Source organism: Enterovibrio norvegicus DSM 15893, from assembly GCF_900115495.1.
Classification (GTDB): Bacteria; Pseudomonadota; Gammaproteobacteria; order Enterobacterales; family Vibrionaceae; genus Enterovibrio; species Enterovibrio norvegicus.
Window position 1 is genome coordinate 1 of sequence record NZ_FOWR01000037.1, and the last position, 21,045, is coordinate 21,045.

Sequence of the window (21,045 nt, forward strand, 5' to 3'; positions counted from 1 at the left end):
CTCAAAGGAGCCATCGCGGTCGCGCGGTGTATCAAGGTCAAACTCGCCCTCTTCGGTTTTTACGCGTTTGCTGCTCGTGCCATTACGACTGTTGTTTGATGGCGACTTTTGATGTTTTTCGTAGCCTAGGTGCTCATCCATTTCAGCATTCAACGCTGCTTCGACGGTGATTTTTTTCAACATCTGGCTAAATTCGTTCAAGTCCTCAGGTGTTTTGATACCTTTGGCTGCTTCCTTTGCGAAAGCTTCGAGTTCTTTCTTGTTCATGCGCATCTGCCTATCCTTAACTCTCATTAGAGTATGGTGTGATAAGCAGTTACACAAAATTAGTTACAGTCTCAAAAAAATCCGGGAGCATATCCCGGATTTTTTTGTTTCTCTGTTCGTCGCTGACGGACTTAACGCTGCGGCTAAACCAAGCCACTGAACTATGTCACCGATCTAAGCCACAGAGCTAGGCTGCTGATGTTTTAAAGTACTTCACCAGATCCAACAGGTTTTCCGCTTCAACCAGCAAGTTCTCGCTCGCGGCGGTTGTTTCTTCCACTAGACCTGCATTTTGCTGCGTCATGTTGTCCATTTCGGTCACGGTGCGGTTTATTTCTTCGATGCCGAGTGCTTGTTCTCGTGTCGCGGTGCTCATGTTAGAGAGCATCCCAGAGACTTCTTTGATGGCTTCAACAATGTTCACTAAATTATCGCCAGACTCGCGCACCAAATGTGTGCCGTCTTTAATTTTGCTGACACTCGCATTGATCAGTTCTTTTATTTCTACCGACGCCTTAGCACTGCGTTGAGCGAGGTTTCTCACCTCCCCTGCAACCACAGCAAACCCGCGGCCTTGCTCGCCAGCACGCGCCGCTTCTACCGCCGCATTCAGAGCCAACAGGTTCGTCTGAAAGGCAATTTCGTTAATCACGCCGATGATGTCAGAGATCTGTTTGCTCGAATTCTCGATTTCCGCCATCGCATCCACCGCTTCTAACACCACTTTCCCACCGCGCTCCGCTTTGGTGGTTGCGTCTGCAGACAAAGTATTCGCTGTCACTGCGGTATCGGCATTGAGCCTGACGGTCGATGTCATTTCCTGCATGCTGGCAGAGGTTTCCTCAAGACTGGTCGCTTGCGATTCAGTGCGATCACTCAAATCTGTTGTGCCCGTTTTAATCTCTCTTGCTGCCGTACTTACCGAAACAGACAGACGGGTAATATCACTCACCAACTCGTTTAAACGGTGCATGGTTGAATTGAGCGCATTGCGGACAGGCTCGAACTCTTCATCAAGGGTCTCTTCGATCGAATGCCTCAAATCCCCCTTCGAGAGTTTTAATAAACACTCACTGATCAGGGCAACCGCGCGTTTTTTCGCAGTAATGTCCGTGGCATATTTGACGACTTTAAACGGGTTGCCGTTGATATCAGCGATCGGGTTATACGAGGCTTGTATCCACACTTCGCGACCCCCTTTCCCGAAACGCTTAAACTCCGCACTTTCAAATTCACCGCGATTAAGTTTCTCCCAAAACGCTTTGTATTCCGCGCTGCCACTGTATTCAGGATCGACAAACATGGAATGGTGTCGCCCTTGCACTTCTCTGCTCGTGTATCCCATCGCATTCAGGAAATTGTCATTAGCGGCTCTGATCGTGCCATCCATATTGAATTCAATCACGGCCTGAGACTTACCAATGGCGTCAATTTGTCCTTCAAAGTTTGCATTGCGTTTTTTTTCTTCCGTTATATCCGTGGCAAACTTCACCACTTTGAACGGATTGCCCGACGCATTAAATATTGGGTTATAAGAGGCTTGAATCCACACATCACGGCCTGCTTTCCCTACACGTAAAAACTCGCCAGATTGATATTTCCCTTCCGCGAGGTGTCGCCAAAAACGTTTATATTCCGGACTTGAACAATGGTTGTCTGATACGAATATGCTGTGATGCTTGCCCTCAATGTCTTCCAGTTCATACCCCATCGTATCGAGGAAGTTTTCGTTCGCCGTTAAGATCTTGCCTTCAAGGTCAAATTCAATCACCGCCTGCGATTTATGGATCGCATCAATTTGACCTTCAAAATTGGCCGTAAGCATTTTTTGTTCAGATATATCAGACGCGAATTTGACGACTTTAAAAGGCTTACCTGAGTCATCAAAAATCGGATTATAGGAGGCTTGGATCCAGACTTCTTTGCCACCTTTGCCTAAGCGTTTGTATTGCGCGCTCTGGTGTTCCCCTTTCGCAAGGTTCTGCCAAAACACCTTATATTCGCGACTTTTGGCAAAGAGTGAGTCGACGAAAATTGAATGGTGCTTCCCTTCTATTTCGCTAAGTGAGTACCCCATGACGGACAGGAAATTGTCATTCGCAAAGAGGATATTACCGGAGGTGTCGAACTCAATGACGGCTTGACTGCGGTTTATGGCATCAAGTTGTCCCTGTACATTCAGTGCTCGTATCTTATGCTTCGTGATGTCTGAGGCGAATTTCACCACCTTCACCACATTGCCTTCAGCATTATAAACAGGGTTGTAAGATGCTTGGATCCACACAAGCTTTCCGCCATTCCCCACACGCTTATATTCCGCCGTTTGCGATTTGCCACGCCCAAGTTGTGCCCAGAATGTTTTGTATTCTTGGGTACTGGCATACCCAGGCTCCACAAATATAGCGTGACTTTTCCCTTGGATATCAGAAAGGTTGTACCCCATTACCCTTAAGAAGTTGTCGTTTGCAGTGAGTATTTTACCTGTGGGATCAAACTCAATAACTGCGAGAGATTTGTCCAATGCTGCCATCTTCGCATTCGCATCTTCGCTGGCCTCATCACGAGTACCTATCATGTTGCTCAATGCGCGCCATAAAGCGGTCAGTGTGGATATTCGCATTTTCTATACTCCTGTTCCTAATACAAGAATATTAGTAGAGTTCTTGCGGATAACAGGGACGATTTGGCGATAAATCCCGTCATTTTGAGAGGTCAAAACAGTACCTGGATTCGCCATGTGAAACACGACAATGAAAAAAGCCAGCATCACCGTCTAGCAACACTGGCTTCAATAAAAAATGCGGGAATTAAATCAAACCAAGCTCGCGTAAGCGCTCCATCAGATAGCTGTCTGCGGTATGACGCTCTGACAAAACCACCTCAGGTTTTGGGTGTAAAAACAAGGGCAGAGAAATACGGGATTTTGACATGTCAGCCCCTTCGGGGTTCACAACGCGATGTGTCGTTGAAGGGAAGTAACCACCAGAGGCTTCTTGCAGCATGTCGCCAATATTGATGATCAAGTTACCAAAATCACAAGGCACATCCAGCCAATCACCTTCTTTTGATAACACTTGCAGCCCCGGCTCGTTTGCCGACGGCAAAATGGTCAACAAATTGATGTCTTCATGTGCCGCAGCACGGATGGCATCGACGTCTTCTTCGCCGCTCATTGGTGGGTAGTGAAGAACGCGAAGCAGGGTTTTATCACTGCCATCGACCATGCTCGACAATGACTGTGAATAGTTTGCGGCGACATTGTCAGGGGAATGTTGCTCAACCCAGCCCAGTAGCTGCAAAGCCACTTTGTTCGCTTCCGCGTAGTAGTTATCCAATTCAGCTTTTAGCGCGTCAGGGCATTGTCCCCAAGGGTAATAGTGGAAGAATTCTTTGATGTCTCGCTTCTTGTGGCCTTTCGCGACCTCTGACACCTTGGCAGAGAAAAATCCATCTTGGGTCTTTGGGTTAAAGGTAAAATCGCCCTTGTCATCGCTATCAAAAAAGCCTTGCCAGTTTGCATAGACAGATGACACCAAGTCTTGGCTGATCGGGTGGTTTTTCAGAACGCCAAAGCCGGTGTTTCGAAGTGATTCTACAAATCGTTCTGCCGCGTCTTCCGCGTTAAAATCTACTGCTTCCAGTTTCATGGTGACTCACTTTCTCTTGGTTTCGTTATTGTTATGTCTTCCCATGCGACCAGTTACAATGCCAACGAGGGAATTGCTGTGAATTCTAGCAATGGTTCGAAAGACAACAAACCTTAGACTGAGGAAACGTGCTCTGAATTAAGTAACCACAGGGAAAGACGCTGATTGAATTGCTCTGGGGCTTCGAGCGGTGCGAGGTGATGCGCCCCGTTAAGACAATCCATTTCACCCTCAGGGTAAATGTAGGCGAGTACCTTCTTCGCGCCGACGGGCGTGTAATCATGTTCTGCAGAGAGAATAAAAATCGGACACCGAACAGCCGCTAACCTGCCCGTGACACTCCAATTGATGACGGCATTGAACGCCGCAATATAGCTTTCTCTGTCGTTACGCGACCAACGGGCTACTGCGTTTTTTCGTGCCTCTTCCAGCCCTTTGCCTGGCAACAATTGCTTGGCCATTAGCTTGGCAATGTTTTCGACAGAGACGTAGGCCAATAGAAATCGGCGAGATAACAACATCCACCATTCATTCCATCGGCGGGGTTTGCACTCAGCAAGGGCATTCACCACGGCTAAACGCGCCACTTTTTGCGGGTGATGAATAGCAAGCTCAAGACCAACCATTCCTCCCATAGAAATACCAATGACGATCGCTTGCTCTACCTCAAGTTCATCAAGCAAGGCATGAATGATTCTTGCGCAATACGGCAAACTAAAGGTATGAATATCGCCATTTGATTCACCGTGTAACGGAAAATCAGGGGCGATCACGTCGAAATTAGATTTGAACGCATCGATCTGCGCTTGCCAATCACGATGGCTTGACCCTAATCCATGAAGAAGTAGAAGCGTAGGGCCATTTCCCTCGCGTTGATAATGGATGCTCGTGTTTACACACTGACAAGTTGGCATTAAAAATGATCCCTTTATCGTCGCGTTGATATTATCGATACGGCGCGATAAATCCGAACAGTCTCAACAAGCTCAGGTCTACCCCGCCACCACAGTAAAAGAGACCGAGCTTTACAGTGTAAAAGCTCATCAACCTGCTTTTTTCAACGACAATTGTTCAGCGTGGAGCGCGTCCCACTCTTCCCTCAGTACGCCATATCGCAACGAGTCATAGTATTCGCCCTGATAGAAGCGCACTTTCCGCATCCGCCCTTCTTCACTCATCCCAAGTGCCTTGGCACATTTCATCATGCGTGGATTGCCCGACCATGTTGTTAAACCAATTCTGGCAACGTCATGGTGTTCAAACAGGTAAGATATCCATAAAGTAAGTGCTTTGCGCCCAAGTTGTTTCCCCCAGTGCTGGGAAGTAAACAAGGTGATCCCCACTTCTAGCCAGCGGGTTGATTGATCTTCCCAGTAACAAGAAAGGTAACCAATGGCTTCGCCGTGGTAATCAACCACCATGGCAGTTTCTCCTTCCTTTAATCGCCTAAAAAGACGACGTCCAAATTGGAATCGCGATTGGTATTCGAGAGGGATATACGGGGCGTCGTGCGCTTTCCATTCGTTATGGATATAGATGTATTGCCACAGAAGATCTTTTTCATTTCTCCGTGCTGGTCGCAAGCAAATGTCGTCTAGCGTCAACATAACAATCCTTTGTCATTGCCGCTGTATCGCGGTCTGTTTTCTTTACGTTATAGCAGGTGTTTGCTCTTCGCCAACAGGATTCATGACAATAGCATCAAGAGTTTCGCCTTCGTCAAACTCCCGTGAAAACGCGTGCTTATAAGGTGTCAAGATGCGCCGAAAAAACCGGGGGCACGCGCCTTTCTCTCAACACCTTCATTACGACGTTCTAGACACAATAAAAAGTGGACTTTAGCGGGGTCTTTCCTAACCTTGAGACAAGGCGCTCAAAAGATTGCGCTCACGACATGCCCTAGGGGAATTGACGCTATGTCTCTGACATCAAAACAAATTGCACTCATCACAAACAGTTTTAACCAAGTCGAACCCATCGCGTTGAAAGCGGCGGACATTTTCTATGACACCTTGTTTTCCTACGACCCGAGCTTAAAACGCTTGTTCAAGGGTGACATGAAACAACAGGGTCGAAAGTTAATGGCGATGCTGCATGCAGCGGTTCACAGTTTGGATACACTTGACAAGCTTGTGCCTGTTTTGCAAGAACTGGCAAAAAGACATGTGGCTTATGGGGCGAAAAAATCCCATTTCACGCCCGTGTGTAACGCGTTACTGAACACGTTGAAAATCGGGCTGGGCGATGCATTTACGCCAGAGGTACGTGCAGCTTGGGTTGCGTTGCTTCATTTCGTGGCTGATACCATGAAAGAAGAAATGCCAGATTAGACTTATACCTCGACCGAATTAAGCGCCTGTCACCCAACCCCCTCAATGAAAAAACGGACGCGAGAGACGCGTCCGTTTTTTTAGGTTTCATGTCGTCAATAAAGCCTGAAGCTAGATCTTCACTTCTATCGGGCCACTAAAGGCATTCACTGCAGGCGCTTCACCTTTGAACTTCTCGTATTCAACGAGACAGGTGTACGCGCTACACGCTTGCGCCAGTTCAGACGTACCAACATCCAGCGTCACCGTGTTAGGGTCGCCATATGTATCGATCGCGCCGATTTCCGATCCTGTCGGGCCATACCACGCGCCTTCTTGAATGCGGATCACGCCCGGTGGATAGCTGTCTGATACCACTGCGCCCGCGATCAACTGCCCACGATCGTTGTACACGCGGATCAAGTCGCCATCTTTGATCCCTTTGGCTTTTGCATCCGCAGGGTTGATATAAGCAGGCTCACGACCCTGCACAGCGTATGTTTCACGCATCGCAGGAGATTCACACATTTGGGAGTGCAAACGCTTGTCTGGGTGACACGATTGCAACCAAAACGGGAACTTGTCGGAACCCGGCCCACCGTGTGAGCGCTCGGCTTTTTCGAACCACATGGGGTGCTCTTGGCAGTATTCATACCCATAGCTGCCGATTTTACGGCTGGTGATTTCGATAAAGCCGGAGGGTGTACCAAGCGGGTTCAGCTCTGGATCTTCACGGAATGCAGCATGACGAACAAAGGTGCTGCCTTCGCCAAAGCTGACGTAACCGTCCTTCCAGAAGGTCTCAAAATCTGGCATTGCGAACTTGCCTTTGTTTGCTTCGGCACACTCGTTATAGAGTTTTTCCACCCACTGCATGTCGTTCATGTCTTGGGCGAACTCTTTGTCTTTGCCCACACCAAAGCGCTGTGTCAGCCCTTTGAAGATGTCAAAGTCCGTGCGAGATTGATAGAGCGGATCCACCAGCTTGTGCATGGCGAGCACGCCCGTGGCGGAATACGCACCGTACAAATCGATATCATCACGCTCAAACTGGGTACAGGCTGGCAATACAATGTCTGAGAATCGGCACGTTGCGGTCCACGCAAAGTCGATCGTCACGGCCGTTTCAATATTGTGATACGCCTTTTTCATCCGGTTATGATCTTGGTGGTGATGCCACGGGTTGTTCCCGCTGACAACCACCATTTTGATCGGTGGCAGCTTCACTTTGTTGCCGTTGTAATTGATCTCTTTACCCGGCTCTTCAATGGATTCAATCCAACGCGCCACAGGAATGGTGCTTGAGAAGCCTTTAAAATCATTGTTGTCGTGAAGTGGTGTCATGCCAGGGTCGAGGTTACGCGGGAAGCCCCCCGGTCCAGCAGCGCCAGTTGCAGGCTCGCCAATACCGCTGTAGTGGTGCGCGTAAGACACACCGCCGCCCGGTAAGCCAATGCCACCAAGCATGCTCGCAATCACCGCGCCCATCCAATATGGCTGTTCACCGTGTTGCTGACGCTGTACGCACCAACCAAACATGATTTGGGTGCGATCGCTGGCAAGCATACGGGCAAAATCACGAATACCATCGGCAGAAATACCACAGATTTCCGCTGCCCATTCTGGCGTTTTCTCGACCTTGTCTTTGGTTTGTCCCATGACATAACCAATGAAATCCTCAAAACCTAAGCAGTACACATCAAGGAAGTTTTTGTCATACAGCTTTTCTGTGTACAGCGTATGCGCAATCGCCAACATGAATGGCACGTCGGTTTGCGGGTTGATGTATTGATGTTCACAACCCAAGTACTTCTGCGTTTTGCTCGCAACAGGGTCTACGCAAATAACGCGCGTTTCCCCTTTCGCGACTTTGTCTTTGAGTTGCGCGAAGTAGTCATACACATCGTGGGTTGGGCACTGCCAGCCGACCTGCGCATTTTTCACCGGATCGTTTGCCCAAATAATGATTTGCTTGGCATTCTCCAGCACCAATGGCCATGAGGTTTGCTGCGCGTAAACTTCTGTGGAGCCAAGAACATACGGCAAGATAGTTTGGCCAGCACCGGTGGAGTAGTCCCCAATTTTCTTCACGAAATAGCCATGCATCGCTAATGCACGTTGCATGTGCGTGGTACAGCTTTGGAATTGTCCGGTTTGACGCCAGCCCGTTTGTCCCGCCAATAAACCCGATGGTCCATAGGTTTTCTGTACGCGTTCAAGTTCGGCATAGAAGAGATCGAGGGCTTGATCCCACGTAACACGAACAAAGCGGTTATCGCCGCGTGTGGTATTCCAGCCTTCGCTGCGTTTTAGCCAGTCCAAGCGCACCATGGGATAACGCACACGGGATGGGTTATATATCAGTCCTTTGATGCCATCGATCATTTGACTTGGATTTTTGTCATGGCTAAACGGTACGATTTCTGCCACTTCACCACCCACAACGCGGGCACGGAATGCGCCCCAATGTGAGCCTGTTGTGCGCCATACACCGTCCAGCAGTTCTGAGCTGGCGTTGGCATCAGTAGAAACAAGTAAACTCGGGCCAATCACTGCCGTCGCACTGACGGACAGCATGCCTTTGAGGAACTTGCGTCGGTTCATCTTCATTCGGCTATCCCTCTTAGTGCTCAACAAACGTGCTGGAGTGTTTTTGTAGGTACTTGAGTACCAGCGATTGGGTGGCTTGGTCGAAATTCACAAAGCCCATCATGCCGTCAAACATACCCGGCCACGTATTGGCATCAAAGTGTGCTTCATCTGGCTGGGTGTGACACAAGCTACAGTTGGTTTGATACGCTTGTTTTGCTTCTGTCCATACAGGATCGATGTTGTCGAGGAAGTCAGCTTTCTTCGCCCAAAGGTCGACTTCAACACGCTGCCACGTCAGGCCCGTCAGATCGTCTTCTTTGGTTTCGAAGGTTCTGATGTCGGTATTGCTTTGCGCCACGGCTTTCGACAAGGCTGCTGATGGAATGTTGAGACCGAAGTCTTCATAAATCACGCGGCCAAAGCCTTTCAGTTTACGCCACCCCGTCAGTGACACCCTGACCGCCGCGTCGCTGTCTTCAAGCACAGTCACCATAGATGCAGGTTCAAGCACACCACCGTCATCTTTGAGTTCTTGATCAACGTACAGCTCAAGGAAGTTTACGCTGTAAATTGGCTTGTCTTTTTTGTAGCTGGTGCTGTGAGACATCGAAATGAGTTTGCCCAACATGCCGCCCGTGGAATCCATTTCAGCAGGCAGCTCGTGCGCAATCCCTTTGTGACAGTCAATACAGCTTTGATCACGCTCTGCCGCTTGCGCCATTTGCAAACGCGCAGCAGGACGCATGTTTTCTATCTGCATGCTTTCGTACTTGTGGCACGCCTTACATTCGGCAGAGCCGTTGGCGGTGAATCGCGCCCATTCGTGCTGTGCGAGCTCTAGACGCTTATCGAGGAATTTCTCACGCGTACCAATCATGCCGAAAATCTGCGCATACACTTCTTTACTCGCCTGCATTTTCCGCGCAATTTTGTCCGTCCAGTTGTGAGGCACGTGACAATCGGGGCAAGTTGCTCGCACACCCGAGGTGTTTGACCAATGCACAGTATGCTGGAGTTCTGGATACACGTTGTCACGCATAGAGTGACAACTGATACAAAACTTCTCGGTGTTGGTGACTTCTAATGCGGTGTTAAAGCCACCCCAAAAAATCACCCCAGCAATAAACCCACCAAGGGTCAGGGTGCCAAGACTGATTTTGGTTGCTGGGCGTTTTAACGTCGCCCAAAGTTTTAGTACAAATTCTTTCATGGTTATCTGCTCTTCATCATTTCTCAGGAGGTGTCACTCGTGTTAGCCGTGCCCTGGGGGGCCGAAAAAGAACACCTGACTCATCCAAATGGCGAAGCCATAACCACCGATTAGCATCACGCTCAAAATAGGGAATAGGAAGACGGCAATAAAGAAAAATGCACGCCATTCATAACTCCGCTTTTCGGGTTCTTGAACGATATCTGATTCATGTTGATCCATGACGTTGTCCCTCTATCTCGGTATCAATGACCGAGTCGCTTCCAGAATTAAAATTATGTTCAACACTAGTCTAGAAGACGGTACGCAAAAACGTGTCTCTTTATTGATGCAGATAGGAATGTAAAGTCATGGATAACAGTACAGTACGAGTTGGGGGGAATGCAGTGAATTAGCGGGAAATGTATGAATGGGGACAAGGTGTCCCCATGTCTAACTTTACTGACCCGTTGATACTTTGAGGACTGCGGCTAACTCGTCCAGCAGCTTCTGTGTATCATCAGAGAGGCGGTTAATTTCGTTGGTTGACTCTGATGAGCGAGATGCCAATTGACGCACTTCATCTGCCACCACCGCAAACCCTCGACCATGCTCACCTGCACGTGCTGCTTCTATCGCCGCGTTCAGTGCCAGTAAGTTGGTTTGCTCTGAAATACCGTCGATCACTTTTGCGATGTTGGAAATCTCAGAACTCGAGTTTGCTACGCCATCCATGATTTCACTCATGCCTTCACGCTGCTGCACTTGCGCGGTAACGTCTTTCACAAAGGCGGTGTACATGGTTTTGCCATCCACTTCGACCTTGGATAATGACAGCAAGCCATAAGCAAGCTTTCCGTCCTTGCGGTGAACGGGCACTTCGCGGCTTGAGCCAACGATTTTATCCTGCCCTGTCGTTCGGTTAGCGTTGACATAGCTGTCGTGATTGGATTGAATTTCCGGCGGCACCAGCATTTTGATGTTTTGGCCCACCACTTCAGAAGGTTCATACCCCCAAAGCTGTTGCGCAGCCGGGTTGAAGAAGGTCACGATGTTGTTTTCATCAATGGTGACAACCGCATCCAATGCCTGTGACAAGGTTTGGTTGATCGCTTCTTGCGCCATGCGTTGCTCGGTAATATCACGCACAAACGCGGTGTAACCAATGTTGCCGCCAATGTCGACTTTCGACAGCGAGAAATTCACCCAAATACGTGATTTATCTTTACGCTGCATTTCCAATTCACGCGCTTGACCGACGATCTTGTTGTTACCCGTGCGGCGGTTCGCGTTCACGAAATTATCGTGGTTTGATTGGAATTCATCCGGCACCAGCATTCGAACGTTGTTGCCCACCACCTCATCGCTACTGAAACCCCAAAGCTCTTCAGCGGCAGGGTTAAAGAAGGTCACGTTATTGTCTGCATCAATACTGACCACAGCATCGATTGCTTGTCGAAGCACTTGTTCATTTTCTTCACGCGCCAAACGCTCTTGAGTAATATCTCGCGCAAAAGCGGTGTAACCCACCTCATCACCCACTTCGATGCGAGAAAGTGACAAGTTCGCCCACAGCTTTTTGCCATCTTTTCGCTCAAGCTCTACATCACGGCTGGTGCCAACAATGACATCAACGCGCGAGTCACGGTTGGTGTTTACGTAGCTGTCGTGAACAGAGCGAATGTCTTTAGGCACAAGCATTTTGACATTCTGCCCAATGACTTCTTCCTTGCTGTAGCCCCAAAGCTCAACCGCGGCATCGTTCATATATGTCACGCAGTTTTTACCATCAATGGACACAACGGCATTGACCGATTGGGACACCATTTGCTCAGAGCGCTCACGCGCGAGCACTTCAGCGGTTACATCGCGAATAAAGACAGACCAACCACTCCCACCAGCAACATCAACTTTGTCGAGGGTTAAATCGCACCAAATTTTTTTGTTCGCATGATTCTGAAGTTCTGTGCGCGTGGTGCCTTCCTGCAAAGAGCCAAGCTGCAATGTGCTGATATCTTGTCCAATTTTGTCCTTTACAGAGCCGCCAAAAAAACGTTCCGCTGAGGCATTCATGTAGTTAATTCGATTTTTCTTGTCGGTATAAACAATCGCATCGGATGCTTTATCCAGAATTTGCTTGCTCACGCCATTTTTTTTGCTTCCAAACAATCCCATATCTCTAGACCTGCAATGAGTAAAAGGAACACTTATGCCATCGTTGTGACATTTGTATAAATAGTAGACAGGGATTTTAAGACCAACAAATATGATTTCTTAAAGGGATAGATGGGAAATAGATGAAGACATGACGTTCGTAATGGCGCATCAACGAAAGAAAGCGCGATCCAGCATCAATCTCGTCTTTGACCGAGGTTTATCAATGCATTTTGGGTATGCAATGACATTTACACTGTAAACACTTGTCGAAAATTTAGCACCCTGCGCAGCAAGCCCAAGGTTTGGATTGAGCACGAGTTCAAGGACTCCTTTTTGGTAGTCATAATGTCTCCACAAGAGTCCATCAAGCACTTGGCCTTCTATCGCTCTTACCCTCATAACAAATCCGAGTTAAAGGTAAAGTCGTCATCATGAAATCATTCACCCTTCGGGTTTTCGCAAGGTCCGCGAGAAACCTACCCTCGCCGGTGAGACATCTCGGGTAAAACTGCCTTATAAGACTTCAACCTCGTGGAGAAACTGTCCCTGTATGTTAGAGAGTCAAGAGCATTCGCTGAGTTTTATCGTTGCCTCTCCGACCCGTTTGCTATCTAGGTCGAACACCAAATACCTCACTGATACATAGTCACGAAAATGGGTTTTAAACTCCCTACAAACATCGTTCAATACACTCTCTCTATCAAAGTCATACTTCTCACCTTCCCTGAAAACATCATTGAACGTGTAAAGGTATTCAAGCACCAAGTACTCACCGACAATATCAAACCAAGTAAGCTCTTCATCAAATATAAACGGTAGCGTTTTTCTGGTTTCATCAGCGATATAAAATATTAATTTTTGTTGCTTGAGCTTCTCTATGAACTCTTCGAAGTGAACGTTAAATGACGCGTCATAAAATTCACCATTAATTGCCGCCAACTTGTTTAACTTCTCTTCAGCATTATCGATGTCCTGTAAGCCAGCAATACACCTATCAACAGATATTTTATCTTCTTTTGATATACTCTTATTTCCGCTAGCACGTTCAATGAAATCAGTGTTAAAAATTGGCGCACAGATTTGAGTCATCAAGTTTTCAGCAAGTATTTGCATCTCTTCTTTGCTAAAAATTCTACGGTAAGTATTTGCTGTTCTCTCGCGAAAAGAGTCTGAAAAGGTACTGTTCACAAAATCTTCAATCACTGGTAGAAACTTTTTATCATCTTCTCCCTCAAAGATTTTATTTGCCCAGATGTCTATTGATAGCGGTATGTTTCGGTCAACACTTATGTCCACAAACTGCCGATAAACATCCTTTTCTTCAGCGACTGCTGCCCATGAAAGAAACGCAATAGCAGCAGTACCAATCCATGTTCTCATATTCATCGGCACATCCTTGCGCGTGGGGTTATTGCGGAAAGTCTTGTGGACCCAAGTTATCAACGGCCCAGACATAAAGCTATGACAGTGACCATTTCGCCTTTTTTAATTGGTCACGGAAAACCAGCATCACATTCATGAAAAAGCTTTGCAGAGATGTTCATCTCATCCACACGCTAGCACTGTGGAGCTTTACAGTGAGGTCAGAAAAGCCATAAAGGAGTAACTGAACACTATCCGCCGAGGTCGATTTGATGACGGTCGCGACCTGACTGTATTGCGGCATCGGTATGACTCAACGCCCGTGCAGTACAAATATCACCAGTGGTAAAGGCATGATGTCCTCTCTGTCGTGTGCATTGCACTGTTGGCCGCAAGCGAAAAGAGTTCAGTGGTGAAAATCAGAGTTCCAGTGTGCATGCCCGCACGGTAGCGCGGGCAGTATTAAAGGAGATTAGGTGAAAAGGTTCAGTTTGATAAACACATATCAGGTACGGGCCATGACACTACTTTTCTGTCTACGCCAGCGGAGTAGCCAACACCTTCTAGGTCTGTAGTGACGTGCGAAACCCAGCCGTTATGAACTTGCTGAGTAACGTAAATCGTTGAGAGGTCTTTGGTAATGAAGCCAATATGGCCATCAACGGTACCAATAGACAAACAATCACCCACTTGACCGAATGACTCCACGCTAACATGAAGAGGCAACGCCTTGATGAAGTTTCCACGCTCATCCACTTGCACTAACTTATTACCTCTCATAAAAATAACGATGTCATCATGAAACTTCATCGCTCCAACAACCTTCTCACTCCTGTCGGTCATTGCAACATATCCATCAGACAGGATAACGCCATCGTCTAAGTCGATGACCTTATGGTTATTACCATCCTGTTGTAAGATATGTAGAAATTCTTTGGATTCAGAGAGAGCATGGTGAACCCGAAAGCCTCGCAACAAAGCTGGTATTTCTTTTTTCAGTTCAAAGCTCGGTAATTTGTAAATACGTACCGGACTACCTCTGGAGAAATTAATCATCGTGTTATCAAAAAAATGCCACTCAGTGTAATAGGCTGATGTCCGGCCATCTTTCTCTGTAATAAACGTGTATTCTTCATTTTTCTTAATGAAGTTGAAAACAAATTTGTTTTTGTTGTCACCAAATATGCTAATTACTTCATCGTTCTTTTCGTCCTTGATAAAAATAGAAAAATCATCGAAATCTCTACTTTCTAAAAGCTCTAGAGCTGATGACAACACGAGGAGTTGGTCATAACCCTTGAAGTCATGAGCCGCATAGACACCATCGTCAACCCCCAACAAGTAAGCGATGCCAGCGTCCAATTTCTTTTCCCCTTTGACATCGAGTGTCATAGGCACCTGTTCGAACTTGTTGGACGAACAAGCAGACAGCAAAATGACAGACGTAACCAAAAAGAAAAATCGGAAACTTTTCATTTCATATCCTTATCTAATGAAACTATCCATAGGTGAGGTAATACGACTTCAACGCTAAGAAGTCCTGTTGTCACTCTCATAGAACCTCACTATCAAATCGCAGTGAAGCTCAGTAACCAACACCTCCCTGACATTCAGCGACAGAGAGTTCATCGGTCGGAGTTATGGCTTAAAGGAGGTTTTTTCTAGACTTAAGTGCTCTTGGAACACATATTAATTTGGCATGTTTATGAACTCACAGGGTATGCAAAGTCTAAATGGGGTAATGTCGGTTAGAAAAATTTTGTTCAATGAAATCAGCTAATGCAAGACACTTCAATTTCTTGGCAAACAGCCGAAAATACAAAATCAGCAGAGCCTGCATGGAACCTGTATATCGGAAAACTAAGGTCTTTTAACGCATTCGCCCCCTTTTCCCAAAGTACTTCACTTTGTTCGAGTTCATCCATCGAATGGATGAACTCGACACTAAAATCAAGGCACATCCATGGCGGTTCGTCAGTGAAGTCAGGTTGATAACTCATAGATAGAAGACCTATGAGTATCAGACTTTCAGTCTTATCAGGGTACCAACTGAACCCTATCTCGACGGTATTGGTTTCGATATCAATAGCAACCTGATAAACACAAGAACGCTTGAATCGCTCTACATCAAAATTCATATGCTTTACCTAACATTGACATGATGGGTGCTACCCAGCCCCATAAAAAACCTCCTAAAGGGAGTTGTGTGCGCGTAATAGGCTAAGCCGCACCTGGTACACTACGAACATCAAGATATCTCTTTCCTTGATAGTCCATTGTGTTAAACACACCTAACAACTCTAGACCTTTTGTCCCACCGAATCGCCTCATAAAGCCCTGCAACTCTTGTTGGTTATCATGCATGAACACGCCTATGTTGGCGGGCTTATCACACAGCGGAATATTTATGAGGGCGAACTTGTCATAACCATCTTGAGCTGCCACCTTTGCCGCTCGATAGACATATTGAGAAACGGTGTGGGCTGCCATTTCGTCGCTCTCGGGTTTCCCCATCATTTTCAGTTCTTTACTCAAAGACCCTAGTGTTTTATTTGAGCATTGGTCTATTGAGTCGCTCTCTGACGTGCTGGCACAACCAACAACGACTAATACGAATCCAACCAAAATCAAGCGATACACACCCATAGTTACTCCATTATGTCGCGATAACAGGCATCTCCCAGCCCAGATGTTCAGCTTAAGTGATTAACAGATGGTGTGCAAAGTAGGCTCCTCATGACGATTTAAATAAGTTTGGCTTGGCATACTTGAAGGAAAATATTTCCTTAAATATTAGAAGATTAAAAATGTGTGACATTTACACTGTAAACCGAAAGTCCACATAATAAACCACCAATATGGTGCACTCTTGCGCTACGCTATGATGGTTAACTCGCTATGAAATAAAGAAAAACAATGAAACTAAGTGCATCCCCCATTCTCTACCACATTTACGTTAGAAGTTTCTTCGACAGCAATGGCGACGGCGTTGGCGATCTTGATGGTATTCGGAAAAAGCTGGACTATTTTGCTTGGCTCAATGTTGACGGGATCTTGTTATCACCCATTTTTGAATCGCCATTGAGCGATTTCGGTTATGACATTACCAACCTCAGTGCGATCAACCCTGAATACGGCGACATGTCGACATTCACCGCGCTGGTGGAAGAAGCCAAAGCACGCGGCATTGCGGTTTTTCTGGATTTCGTGGCGAATCATACCTCGAGTAAACATCCTTGGTTCTTGGAAAGCGCGAGCAGCAAAACCAGCGAAAAAGCGGAATGGTATGTTTGGGCACCTGCGCGTGCAGATGGCACACCACCTAATAACTGGCTCACCATTTTTGGGGAATCGGCATGGCGTTGGCACCCAACACGTGGTGAATATTACTTGCATAACACCCTCAGTAATCAGCCCGACTTAAACTACCGCAACCCACATGTTGTCCGTCAGTTGATGAAAGATGTGCGCTTTTGGCTCGATACCGGCATTGCGGGGCTTCGCCTTGATTCCGTGAACCTGTTTTTACACGACGATAAGCTGCGTAACAATCCGCCTCGCCACTTGGGTTGGCAAGATGAAGCCAGAAGCGATCCTTACCGCTATCAAAGTCAGCGATACAACATCAGCCGTCCTGAAAACATTCACTTGCTTAAACAATTACGGGTGATTGCGGATGGGTATGATGAGAAAAAATGGCTGCTTGGGTCATTGAGTGACCCCTCTCCGTATGCCGTGATTGATCGCTACACCAGCGAAGGGGATGCCCTTGATGCTGCCAATATTTTTGAATCACTAAGCCTTTGCCAAAATGTACAACAAGTGGGCGAGCAATTTACCGCGTTTTTCAATGCCGTTCATCCGGGCGTCGGTTGCTGGGGGTTGGGGAATCATGATATTGCGCGCACGGTGTCTCGCTGGCAGCATGCGAACAATCAACCTACCGCAGCGAAAATGCTGCTGACCTTGCTTTGCTCATTACAAGGCGTGATAAGTATTTATCAAGGCGAAGAGTTGGGCTTGCCCGAGGCACATGTTTCCCCGTCAGATCGTAAAGATTTATTTGGTCAGCAAGTCATTGCCAACTATGTGGGGAGAGATGGATGCCGCACACCGCTCCCTTGGAAAGAAAATGCCCCCTTCTTTGGATTCAGCACCCAATCACCATGGCTCCCCATTGATGACGAGCACAACGCGTTTTCTATAGATGCACAGCAGCAAGACCCACACTCAACCCTCAACTTCACCCGTGAAATGCTTGCTTGGCGACAGCAACAACCAGCATTGCGAGAAGGCAGTTGTCGCATACTGGCGTTCAACGAAGCACTCATGGTGTTTGAGCGCCATCATGAATCCCAAACCTTGGTGATTGCCATCAACGGCTCTAACCAAGAGGCGACGATCCGCCTAAACCTTCCAAGCCCAGCACAAACGCTTCCTCTGCCTCATATGCATGTTTCAGCACCAACAGAAAATGACGTGCTACATCTTTCTCCTTGGCAAGTTTGGGTGGGTGAACTGCATAGCAACTAGTTGTTTATTCGCATCAATTGTTCATTAGGAAGCTCCCTTCAAAATAGCCTGCTAATTTAGATAAAGCTCATTATTGAACACCCAAAAAGAAGAACAAACATCCATACTGTTATCACCAAGCACCCCTAAAAACCTTACAAGCTTGGACACTGGAACCAATGTCATTAAAAGGAGCGAACGATGACAGACCCTGTCGTGTTTGATAACAAACCTACAAAAGTCGACCTCGAAAAAGGCAAAGAGTATTACTACTGTCGCTGTGGTAAATCAGCCTCTCAGCCCTACTGTGATGGCTCTCATGCTGGCACTGGCATTACGCCGCTCTCCTACAAAGCAGAGAAAGACGGTGAAGCGTATTTCTGCGCCTGTAAACACTCCGCCAACATGCCGTTTTGCGATGGCACCCATACGCGCTATACCGCAGAAGACGTTGGTAAACCTGCACCAGAAGTGATCGTTACCGATGCTGCCACACAACCTGCAGCGAAAGCGACCAAAGAAGAACCGAACGTCGAGCTTATCCACCAGCTTGCGAAAGATGGTCTTACCAAATTTGGTCATCACGGTCCTATGACGTCGATGGGTGTGCCGCGCTATCAATTGCCTGAATGGGACCAAATCCAGATCATGGTGGCGCAAATGGCGGCGAAGCCATTGCTGGATGATGCCCCGGTTGGCACAGAATTGGTGATTGGCCCGAATGCGAAAAAGCCGCTGACATTAAAAACGCCACTGTTTGTCTCTGACATGAGCTTCGGTGCGCTGTCTGAAGAAGCGAAAGTCGCGCTTGCAAAAGGCGCAGAGTTGGCAGGGACAGGCATTTGTTCCGGTGAAGGTGGCATGCTGCCCGAAGAGCAGGCAGCAAACAGCCGTTATTTCTATGAACTTGCCAGTGCGGAATTTGGCTACAACAAGGACTTGATGAAAAAAGTCCAAGCCTTCCATTTTAAAGGTGGCCAAGGCGCAAAAACGGGGACAGGCGGGCACCTCCCCGGCATCAAAAACAAAGGGAAAATATCTCAAGTCCGCGGCATTGCCGAAGGCACAGATGCGATTTCGCCTTCAACCTTTACGGACATGAAAACCGCCGCGGATTTTGCGCGTTTCGCGGATGATGTAAGAAAAGAAAGTGGCGGCATTCCGATTGGTTTCAAACTCAGCGCCAACCACGTTGAGCGCGACATGGCGTTCGCATTAGAAGCGGGGGCTGACTACATCATCCTTGATGGTCGTGGCGGCGGTACGGGCGCTGCGCCAGTGATGTTCCGCGATCACATCAGTGTCCCCACCATTCCTGCGTTAGCACGTGCTCGTCACTTCCTTGATTCGCAAGGTGTAAACGGCGTGACGCTCATCATCACGGGTGGTTTGCGTGTGCCGAGTGACTTTGTAAAAGCCTTGGCATTGGGTGCAGACGGTATTGCGTTGTCCAACAGTGCAATGCAAGCCATTGGTTGTGTAGGTGCGCGTATGTGTAACTCCAACATGTGTCCATCAGGCATTGCTACGCAAGATCCAGAGCTTCGCAAACGCATGAATGTTGATGTAGGCGCTGAGCGTTTACAGAACTTCTTCAACGCTTCTACGCATTTGATGCAAGTCATGGCAAGAGCATGTGGACACGATCACCTCGGTAAGTTCGTGATTGATGATCTGGCGACATTCCATAAAGACATGGCTGAGCTCACTGGGATCCCATATTCCGGCGTGGGTGCACGATCGTGGTAATGTGCAAACTCTAAGCAAAAAAGGCAGGGATGATCCCTGCCTTTTTCGTTTAAGGATCATTGCGTTAGTCACCTAGCCACTTGACCCTGCGGCTTTGCTCACTAAACACACAATGAACGTTTAATCGCCCCCCACCACCAATGACAGTTTGGTTTCACCGACCACTGAACGTGGGTAGGCTTTACCGTCTTTATCGAACAGATGGCAGTAGTCCGCTGGGAATTCGATACAACGCTTATCACCCGCTTTGATGGTGGTTTGCCCTTCCACGCGAATAACCACAGGCTCATTGCTCTGCGGCGTACTGAAGTACATCAGGCATTCGTTCCCCAACTGCTCCACCACACTCAGTTCAACGCCGCCTTCTTTAATCGCATCCTTTTCGCCAAACTGAATGTGTTCAGGGCGAATACCGATCACTGCTGGGTCGCCAACCTTTGCATTGCGGGTATCTGCCGATACCACGATTTCTTGCCCGCGGTGAATTTTCACCCGTGTCGTGATTTCGCCGGTTTCCACGATGTCGGCCGTCAAAAAATTCATTTTTGGTGAACCGATAAAGCCCGCAACAAAAGTATTTGCAGGGTGGTTGTAGAGCTCAAGCGGCGATCCCACTTGCTCTACGCGGCCCGCATCAAGCACCACGATCTTGGTCGCGAGTGTCATGGCTTCGACTTGATCGTGCGTTACGTAGATCATCGTTGCACCCAAACGCTCGTGAAGACGCGCGATTTCCATGCGCATTTGCACACGCAAAGAGGCATCCAAATTCGACAATGGCTCATCAAACAAGAAGACTTTTGGCTCACGCACAATCGCACGGCCAATGGCCACACGTTGACGCTGACCGCCCGACAACTCTTTCGGTTTACGCTCAAGCAAAGGCTCAAGTTGCAGCGCTTTCGCCACGCCCATCACTTTGTCTTTCACCGCATTGGCGTCTGTTTTTGCCAATTGCAGGCCAAACGCCATGTTCTCATAAACCGTCATGTGCGGGTACAGCGCGTAGGACTGAAATACCATGCCAATGCCGCGCTCAGGCGGTGGCAAGTCGTTACACACTTCACCATCAATGCTCAACACACCTTCAGTGATGTCTTCCAAGCCTGCGATCAAACGAAGAAGCGTTGATTTACCGCAACCCGATGGCCCAACAAACACCACGAAGTCACCTTTGTTGATGTGCAAATCAACATCCTTGGTGACGTGGACTTTGCCGAACTTCTTATTCACTTTATTTAAAACTACCTCAGCCATACTG

The 21,045-nt window shown here is 47.7% G+C and carries 18 protein-coding genes and 1 pseudogene; 3 read left to right on the forward strand and 16 right to left on the reverse strand.

Annotated elements, in window-relative coordinates; all coding sequences use genetic code 11:
• The 6 genes and pseudogenes from BM082_RS19355 to BM082_RS19380 form a co-directional block, all read right to left on the reverse strand.
• Positions 1-267 (reverse strand): transposase (locus BM082_RS19355; RefSeq protein WP_244276055.1); only part of this gene is annotated, 267 nt, incomplete at its 3' end.
• A 187-nt stretch (positions 268-454) separates the two neighbouring features.
• Complete coding sequence (locus BM082_RS25495) at positions 455-1,240, reverse strand: methyl-accepting chemotaxis protein (protein WP_422111082.1); 786 nt, start codon at positions 1,238-1,240, stop codon at positions 455-457.
• Positions 1,241-1,363: 123 nt separating this feature from the next.
• Positions 1,364-2,887: pseudogene (locus BM082_RS25500) on the reverse strand (PAS domain-containing protein); the annotation flags it as partial.
• A 187-nt stretch (positions 2,888-3,074) separates the two neighbouring features.
• The gene (locus BM082_RS19370; protein WP_017011705.1) at positions 3,075-3,914 is read right to left on the reverse strand and encodes a 2OG-Fe(II) oxygenase family protein; all 840 of its coding nucleotides are present in this window, start codon (positions 3,912-3,914) and stop codon (positions 3,075-3,077) included.
• Between the two features lie 113 nt (positions 3,915-4,027).
• Complete coding sequence (locus BM082_RS19375) at positions 4,028-4,828, reverse strand: alpha/beta fold hydrolase (protein WP_017015076.1); 801 nt, start codon at positions 4,826-4,828, stop codon at positions 4,028-4,030.
• A 129-nt stretch (positions 4,829-4,957) separates the two neighbouring features.
• Positions 4,958-5,521 (reverse strand): GNAT family N-acetyltransferase, encoded by a 564-nt coding sequence (locus BM082_RS19380; RefSeq protein WP_017016139.1) that lies wholly within the window; start codon positions 5,519-5,521, stop codon positions 4,958-4,960.
• 309 nt (positions 5,522-5,830) lie between these two features.
• Between BM082_RS19380 and BM082_RS19385 the strand changes: the two genes are divergently transcribed.
• On the forward strand, positions 5,831-6,244 hold the full coding sequence (locus BM082_RS19385) for a globin family protein (protein WP_017011708.1): 414 nt from the start codon (positions 5,831-5,833) through the stop codon (positions 6,242-6,244).
• Between the two features lie 111 nt (positions 6,245-6,355).
• Here BM082_RS19385 and torA read toward each other — a convergent pair whose 3' ends face one another.
• From torA to BM082_RS19430, 9 genes are all read right to left on the reverse strand, one after another.
• On the reverse strand, positions 6,356-8,833 hold the full coding sequence (torA, locus tag BM082_RS19390) for a trimethylamine-N-oxide reductase TorA (protein WP_017015078.1): 2,478 nt from the start codon (positions 8,831-8,833) through the stop codon (positions 6,356-6,358).
• Positions 8,834-8,846: 13 nt separating this feature from the next.
• Positions 8,847-10,025 carry a pentaheme c-type cytochrome TorC gene (torC, locus tag BM082_RS19395; RefSeq protein ID WP_017011710.1) on the reverse strand — a complete coding sequence of 393 codons (1,179 nt, stop codon included), beginning with the start codon at positions 10,023-10,025 and terminating at the stop codon, positions 8,847-8,849.
• 42 nt (positions 10,026-10,067) lie between these two features.
• The gene (gene torE, locus BM082_RS19400) at positions 10,068-10,247 is read right to left on the reverse strand and encodes a trimethylamine N-oxide reductase system protein TorE (RefSeq protein ID WP_017011711.1); all 180 of its coding nucleotides are present in this window, start codon (positions 10,245-10,247) and stop codon (positions 10,068-10,070) included.
• A 216-nt stretch (positions 10,248-10,463) separates the two neighbouring features.
• The gene (locus BM082_RS19405; RefSeq protein WP_017015079.1) at positions 10,464-12,179 is read right to left on the reverse strand and encodes a PAS domain S-box protein; all 1,716 of its coding nucleotides are present in this window, start codon (positions 12,177-12,179) and stop codon (positions 10,464-10,466) included.
• Between the two features lie 150 nt (positions 12,180-12,329).
• Positions 12,330-12,560, reverse strand: a complete 231-nt coding sequence (locus BM082_RS25505) for a tail protein X (RefSeq protein ID WP_074928248.1) — start codon at positions 12,558-12,560, stop codon at positions 12,330-12,332.
• Positions 12,561-12,722: 162 nt separating this feature from the next.
• Positions 12,723-13,547, reverse strand: a complete 825-nt coding sequence (locus BM082_RS19415) for a hypothetical protein (RefSeq protein WP_074928251.1) — start codon at positions 13,545-13,547, stop codon at positions 12,723-12,725.
• Positions 13,548-14,009: 462 nt separating this feature from the next.
• Positions 14,010-14,999: a hypothetical protein gene (locus BM082_RS19420; RefSeq protein ID WP_017016142.1), complete on the reverse strand. Its 990-nt coding sequence runs from the start codon at positions 14,997-14,999 to the stop codon at positions 14,010-14,012.
• A gap of 296 nt (positions 15,000-15,295) precedes the next feature.
• The gene (locus BM082_RS19425; protein ID WP_074928254.1) at positions 15,296-15,661 is read right to left on the reverse strand and encodes a hypothetical protein; all 366 of its coding nucleotides are present in this window, start codon (positions 15,659-15,661) and stop codon (positions 15,296-15,298) included.
• Between the two features lie 82 nt (positions 15,662-15,743).
• On the reverse strand, positions 15,744-16,169 hold the full coding sequence (locus tag BM082_RS19430) for a hypothetical protein (RefSeq protein ID WP_074928258.1): 426 nt from the start codon (positions 16,167-16,169) through the stop codon (positions 15,744-15,746).
• A gap of 270 nt (positions 16,170-16,439) precedes the next feature.
• Here BM082_RS19430 and BM082_RS19435 point away from each other — a divergent pair, with 270 nt between their 5' ends.
• Positions 16,440-18,056 carry an alpha-amylase family glycosyl hydrolase gene (locus BM082_RS19435; protein WP_074928261.1) on the forward strand — a complete coding sequence of 539 codons (1,617 nt, stop codon included), beginning with the start codon at positions 16,440-16,442 and terminating at the stop codon, positions 18,054-18,056.
• Between the two features lie 180 nt (positions 18,057-18,236).
• Positions 18,237-19,784 carry a glutamate synthase-related protein gene (locus tag BM082_RS19440; RefSeq protein ID WP_017016338.1) on the forward strand — a complete coding sequence of 516 codons (1,548 nt, stop codon included), beginning with the start codon at positions 18,237-18,239 and terminating at the stop codon, positions 19,782-19,784.
• 120 nt (positions 19,785-19,904) lie between these two features.
• Here the strand turns inward: BM082_RS19440 and BM082_RS19445 are convergent, their stop codons facing one another.
• Complete coding sequence (locus BM082_RS19445) at positions 19,905-21,041, reverse strand: ABC transporter ATP-binding protein (protein WP_074928264.1); 1,137 nt, start codon at positions 21,039-21,041, stop codon at positions 19,905-19,907.
• Positions 21,042-21,045: the final 4 nt, after the last annotated feature.

Bases quoted from the DNA above. Each gene is read 5' to 3' on its own strand.
- BM082_RS19420 (WP_017016142.1), bottom strand. From the start codon at position 14,999: ATGAAAAGTTTCCGATTTTTCTTTTTGGTTACGTCTGTCATTTTGCTG.
- torC (WP_017011710.1), bottom strand. From the start codon at position 10,025: ATGAAAGAATTTGTACTAAAACTTTGGGCGACGTTAAAACGCCCAGCA.
- BM082_RS19415 (WP_074928251.1), bottom strand. From the start codon at position 13,547: ATGAATATGAGAACATGGATTGGTACTGCTGCTATTGCGTTTCTTTCA.
- BM082_RS19405 (WP_017015079.1), bottom strand. From the start codon at position 12,179: ATGGGATTGTTTGGAAGCAAAAAAAATGGCGTGAGCAAGCAAATTCTG.
- BM082_RS25495 (WP_422111082.1), bottom strand. From the start codon at position 1,240: ATGCACCGTTTAAACGAGTTGGTGAGTGATATTACCCGTCTGTCTGTT.
- torE (WP_017011711.1), bottom strand. From the start codon at position 10,247: ATGGATCAACATGAATCAGATATCGTTCAAGAACCCGAAAAGCGGAGT.
- torA (WP_017015078.1), bottom strand. From the start codon at position 8,833: ATGAAGATGAACCGACGCAAGTTCCTCAAAGGCATGCTGTCCGTCAGT.
- BM082_RS19375 (WP_017015076.1), bottom strand. From the start codon at position 4,828: ATGCCAACTTGTCAGTGTGTAAACACGAGCATCCATTATCAACGCGAG.
- BM082_RS19425 (WP_074928254.1), bottom strand. From the start codon at position 15,661: ATGAATTTTGATGTAGAGCGATTCAAGCGTTCTTGTGTTTATCAGGTT.
- BM082_RS19385 (WP_017011708.1), top strand. From the start codon at position 5,831: ATGTCTCTGACATCAAAACAAATTGCACTCATCACAAACAGTTTTAAC.
- BM082_RS19370 (WP_017011705.1), bottom strand. From the start codon at position 3,914: ATGAAACTGGAAGCAGTAGATTTTAACGCGGAAGACGCGGCAGAACGA.
- BM082_RS19435 (WP_074928261.1), top strand. From the start codon at position 16,440: ATGAAACTAAGTGCATCCCCCATTCTCTACCACATTTACGTTAGAAGT.
- BM082_RS19380 (WP_017016139.1), bottom strand. From the start codon at position 5,521: ATGTTGACGCTAGACGACATTTGCTTGCGACCAGCACGGAGAAATGAA.
- BM082_RS19440 (WP_017016338.1), top strand. From the start codon at position 18,237: ATGACAGACCCTGTCGTGTTTGATAACAAACCTACAAAAGTCGACCTC.
- BM082_RS19430 (WP_074928258.1), bottom strand. From the start codon at position 16,169: ATGGGTGTGTATCGCTTGATTTTGGTTGGATTCGTATTAGTCGTTGTT.
- BM082_RS19445 (WP_074928264.1), bottom strand. From the start codon at position 21,041: ATGGCTGAGGTAGTTTTAAATAAAGTGAATAAGAAGTTCGGCAAAGTC.
- BM082_RS25505 (WP_074928248.1), bottom strand. From the start codon at position 12,560: ATGAGGGTAAGAGCGATAGAAGGCCAAGTGCTTGATGGACTCTTGTGG.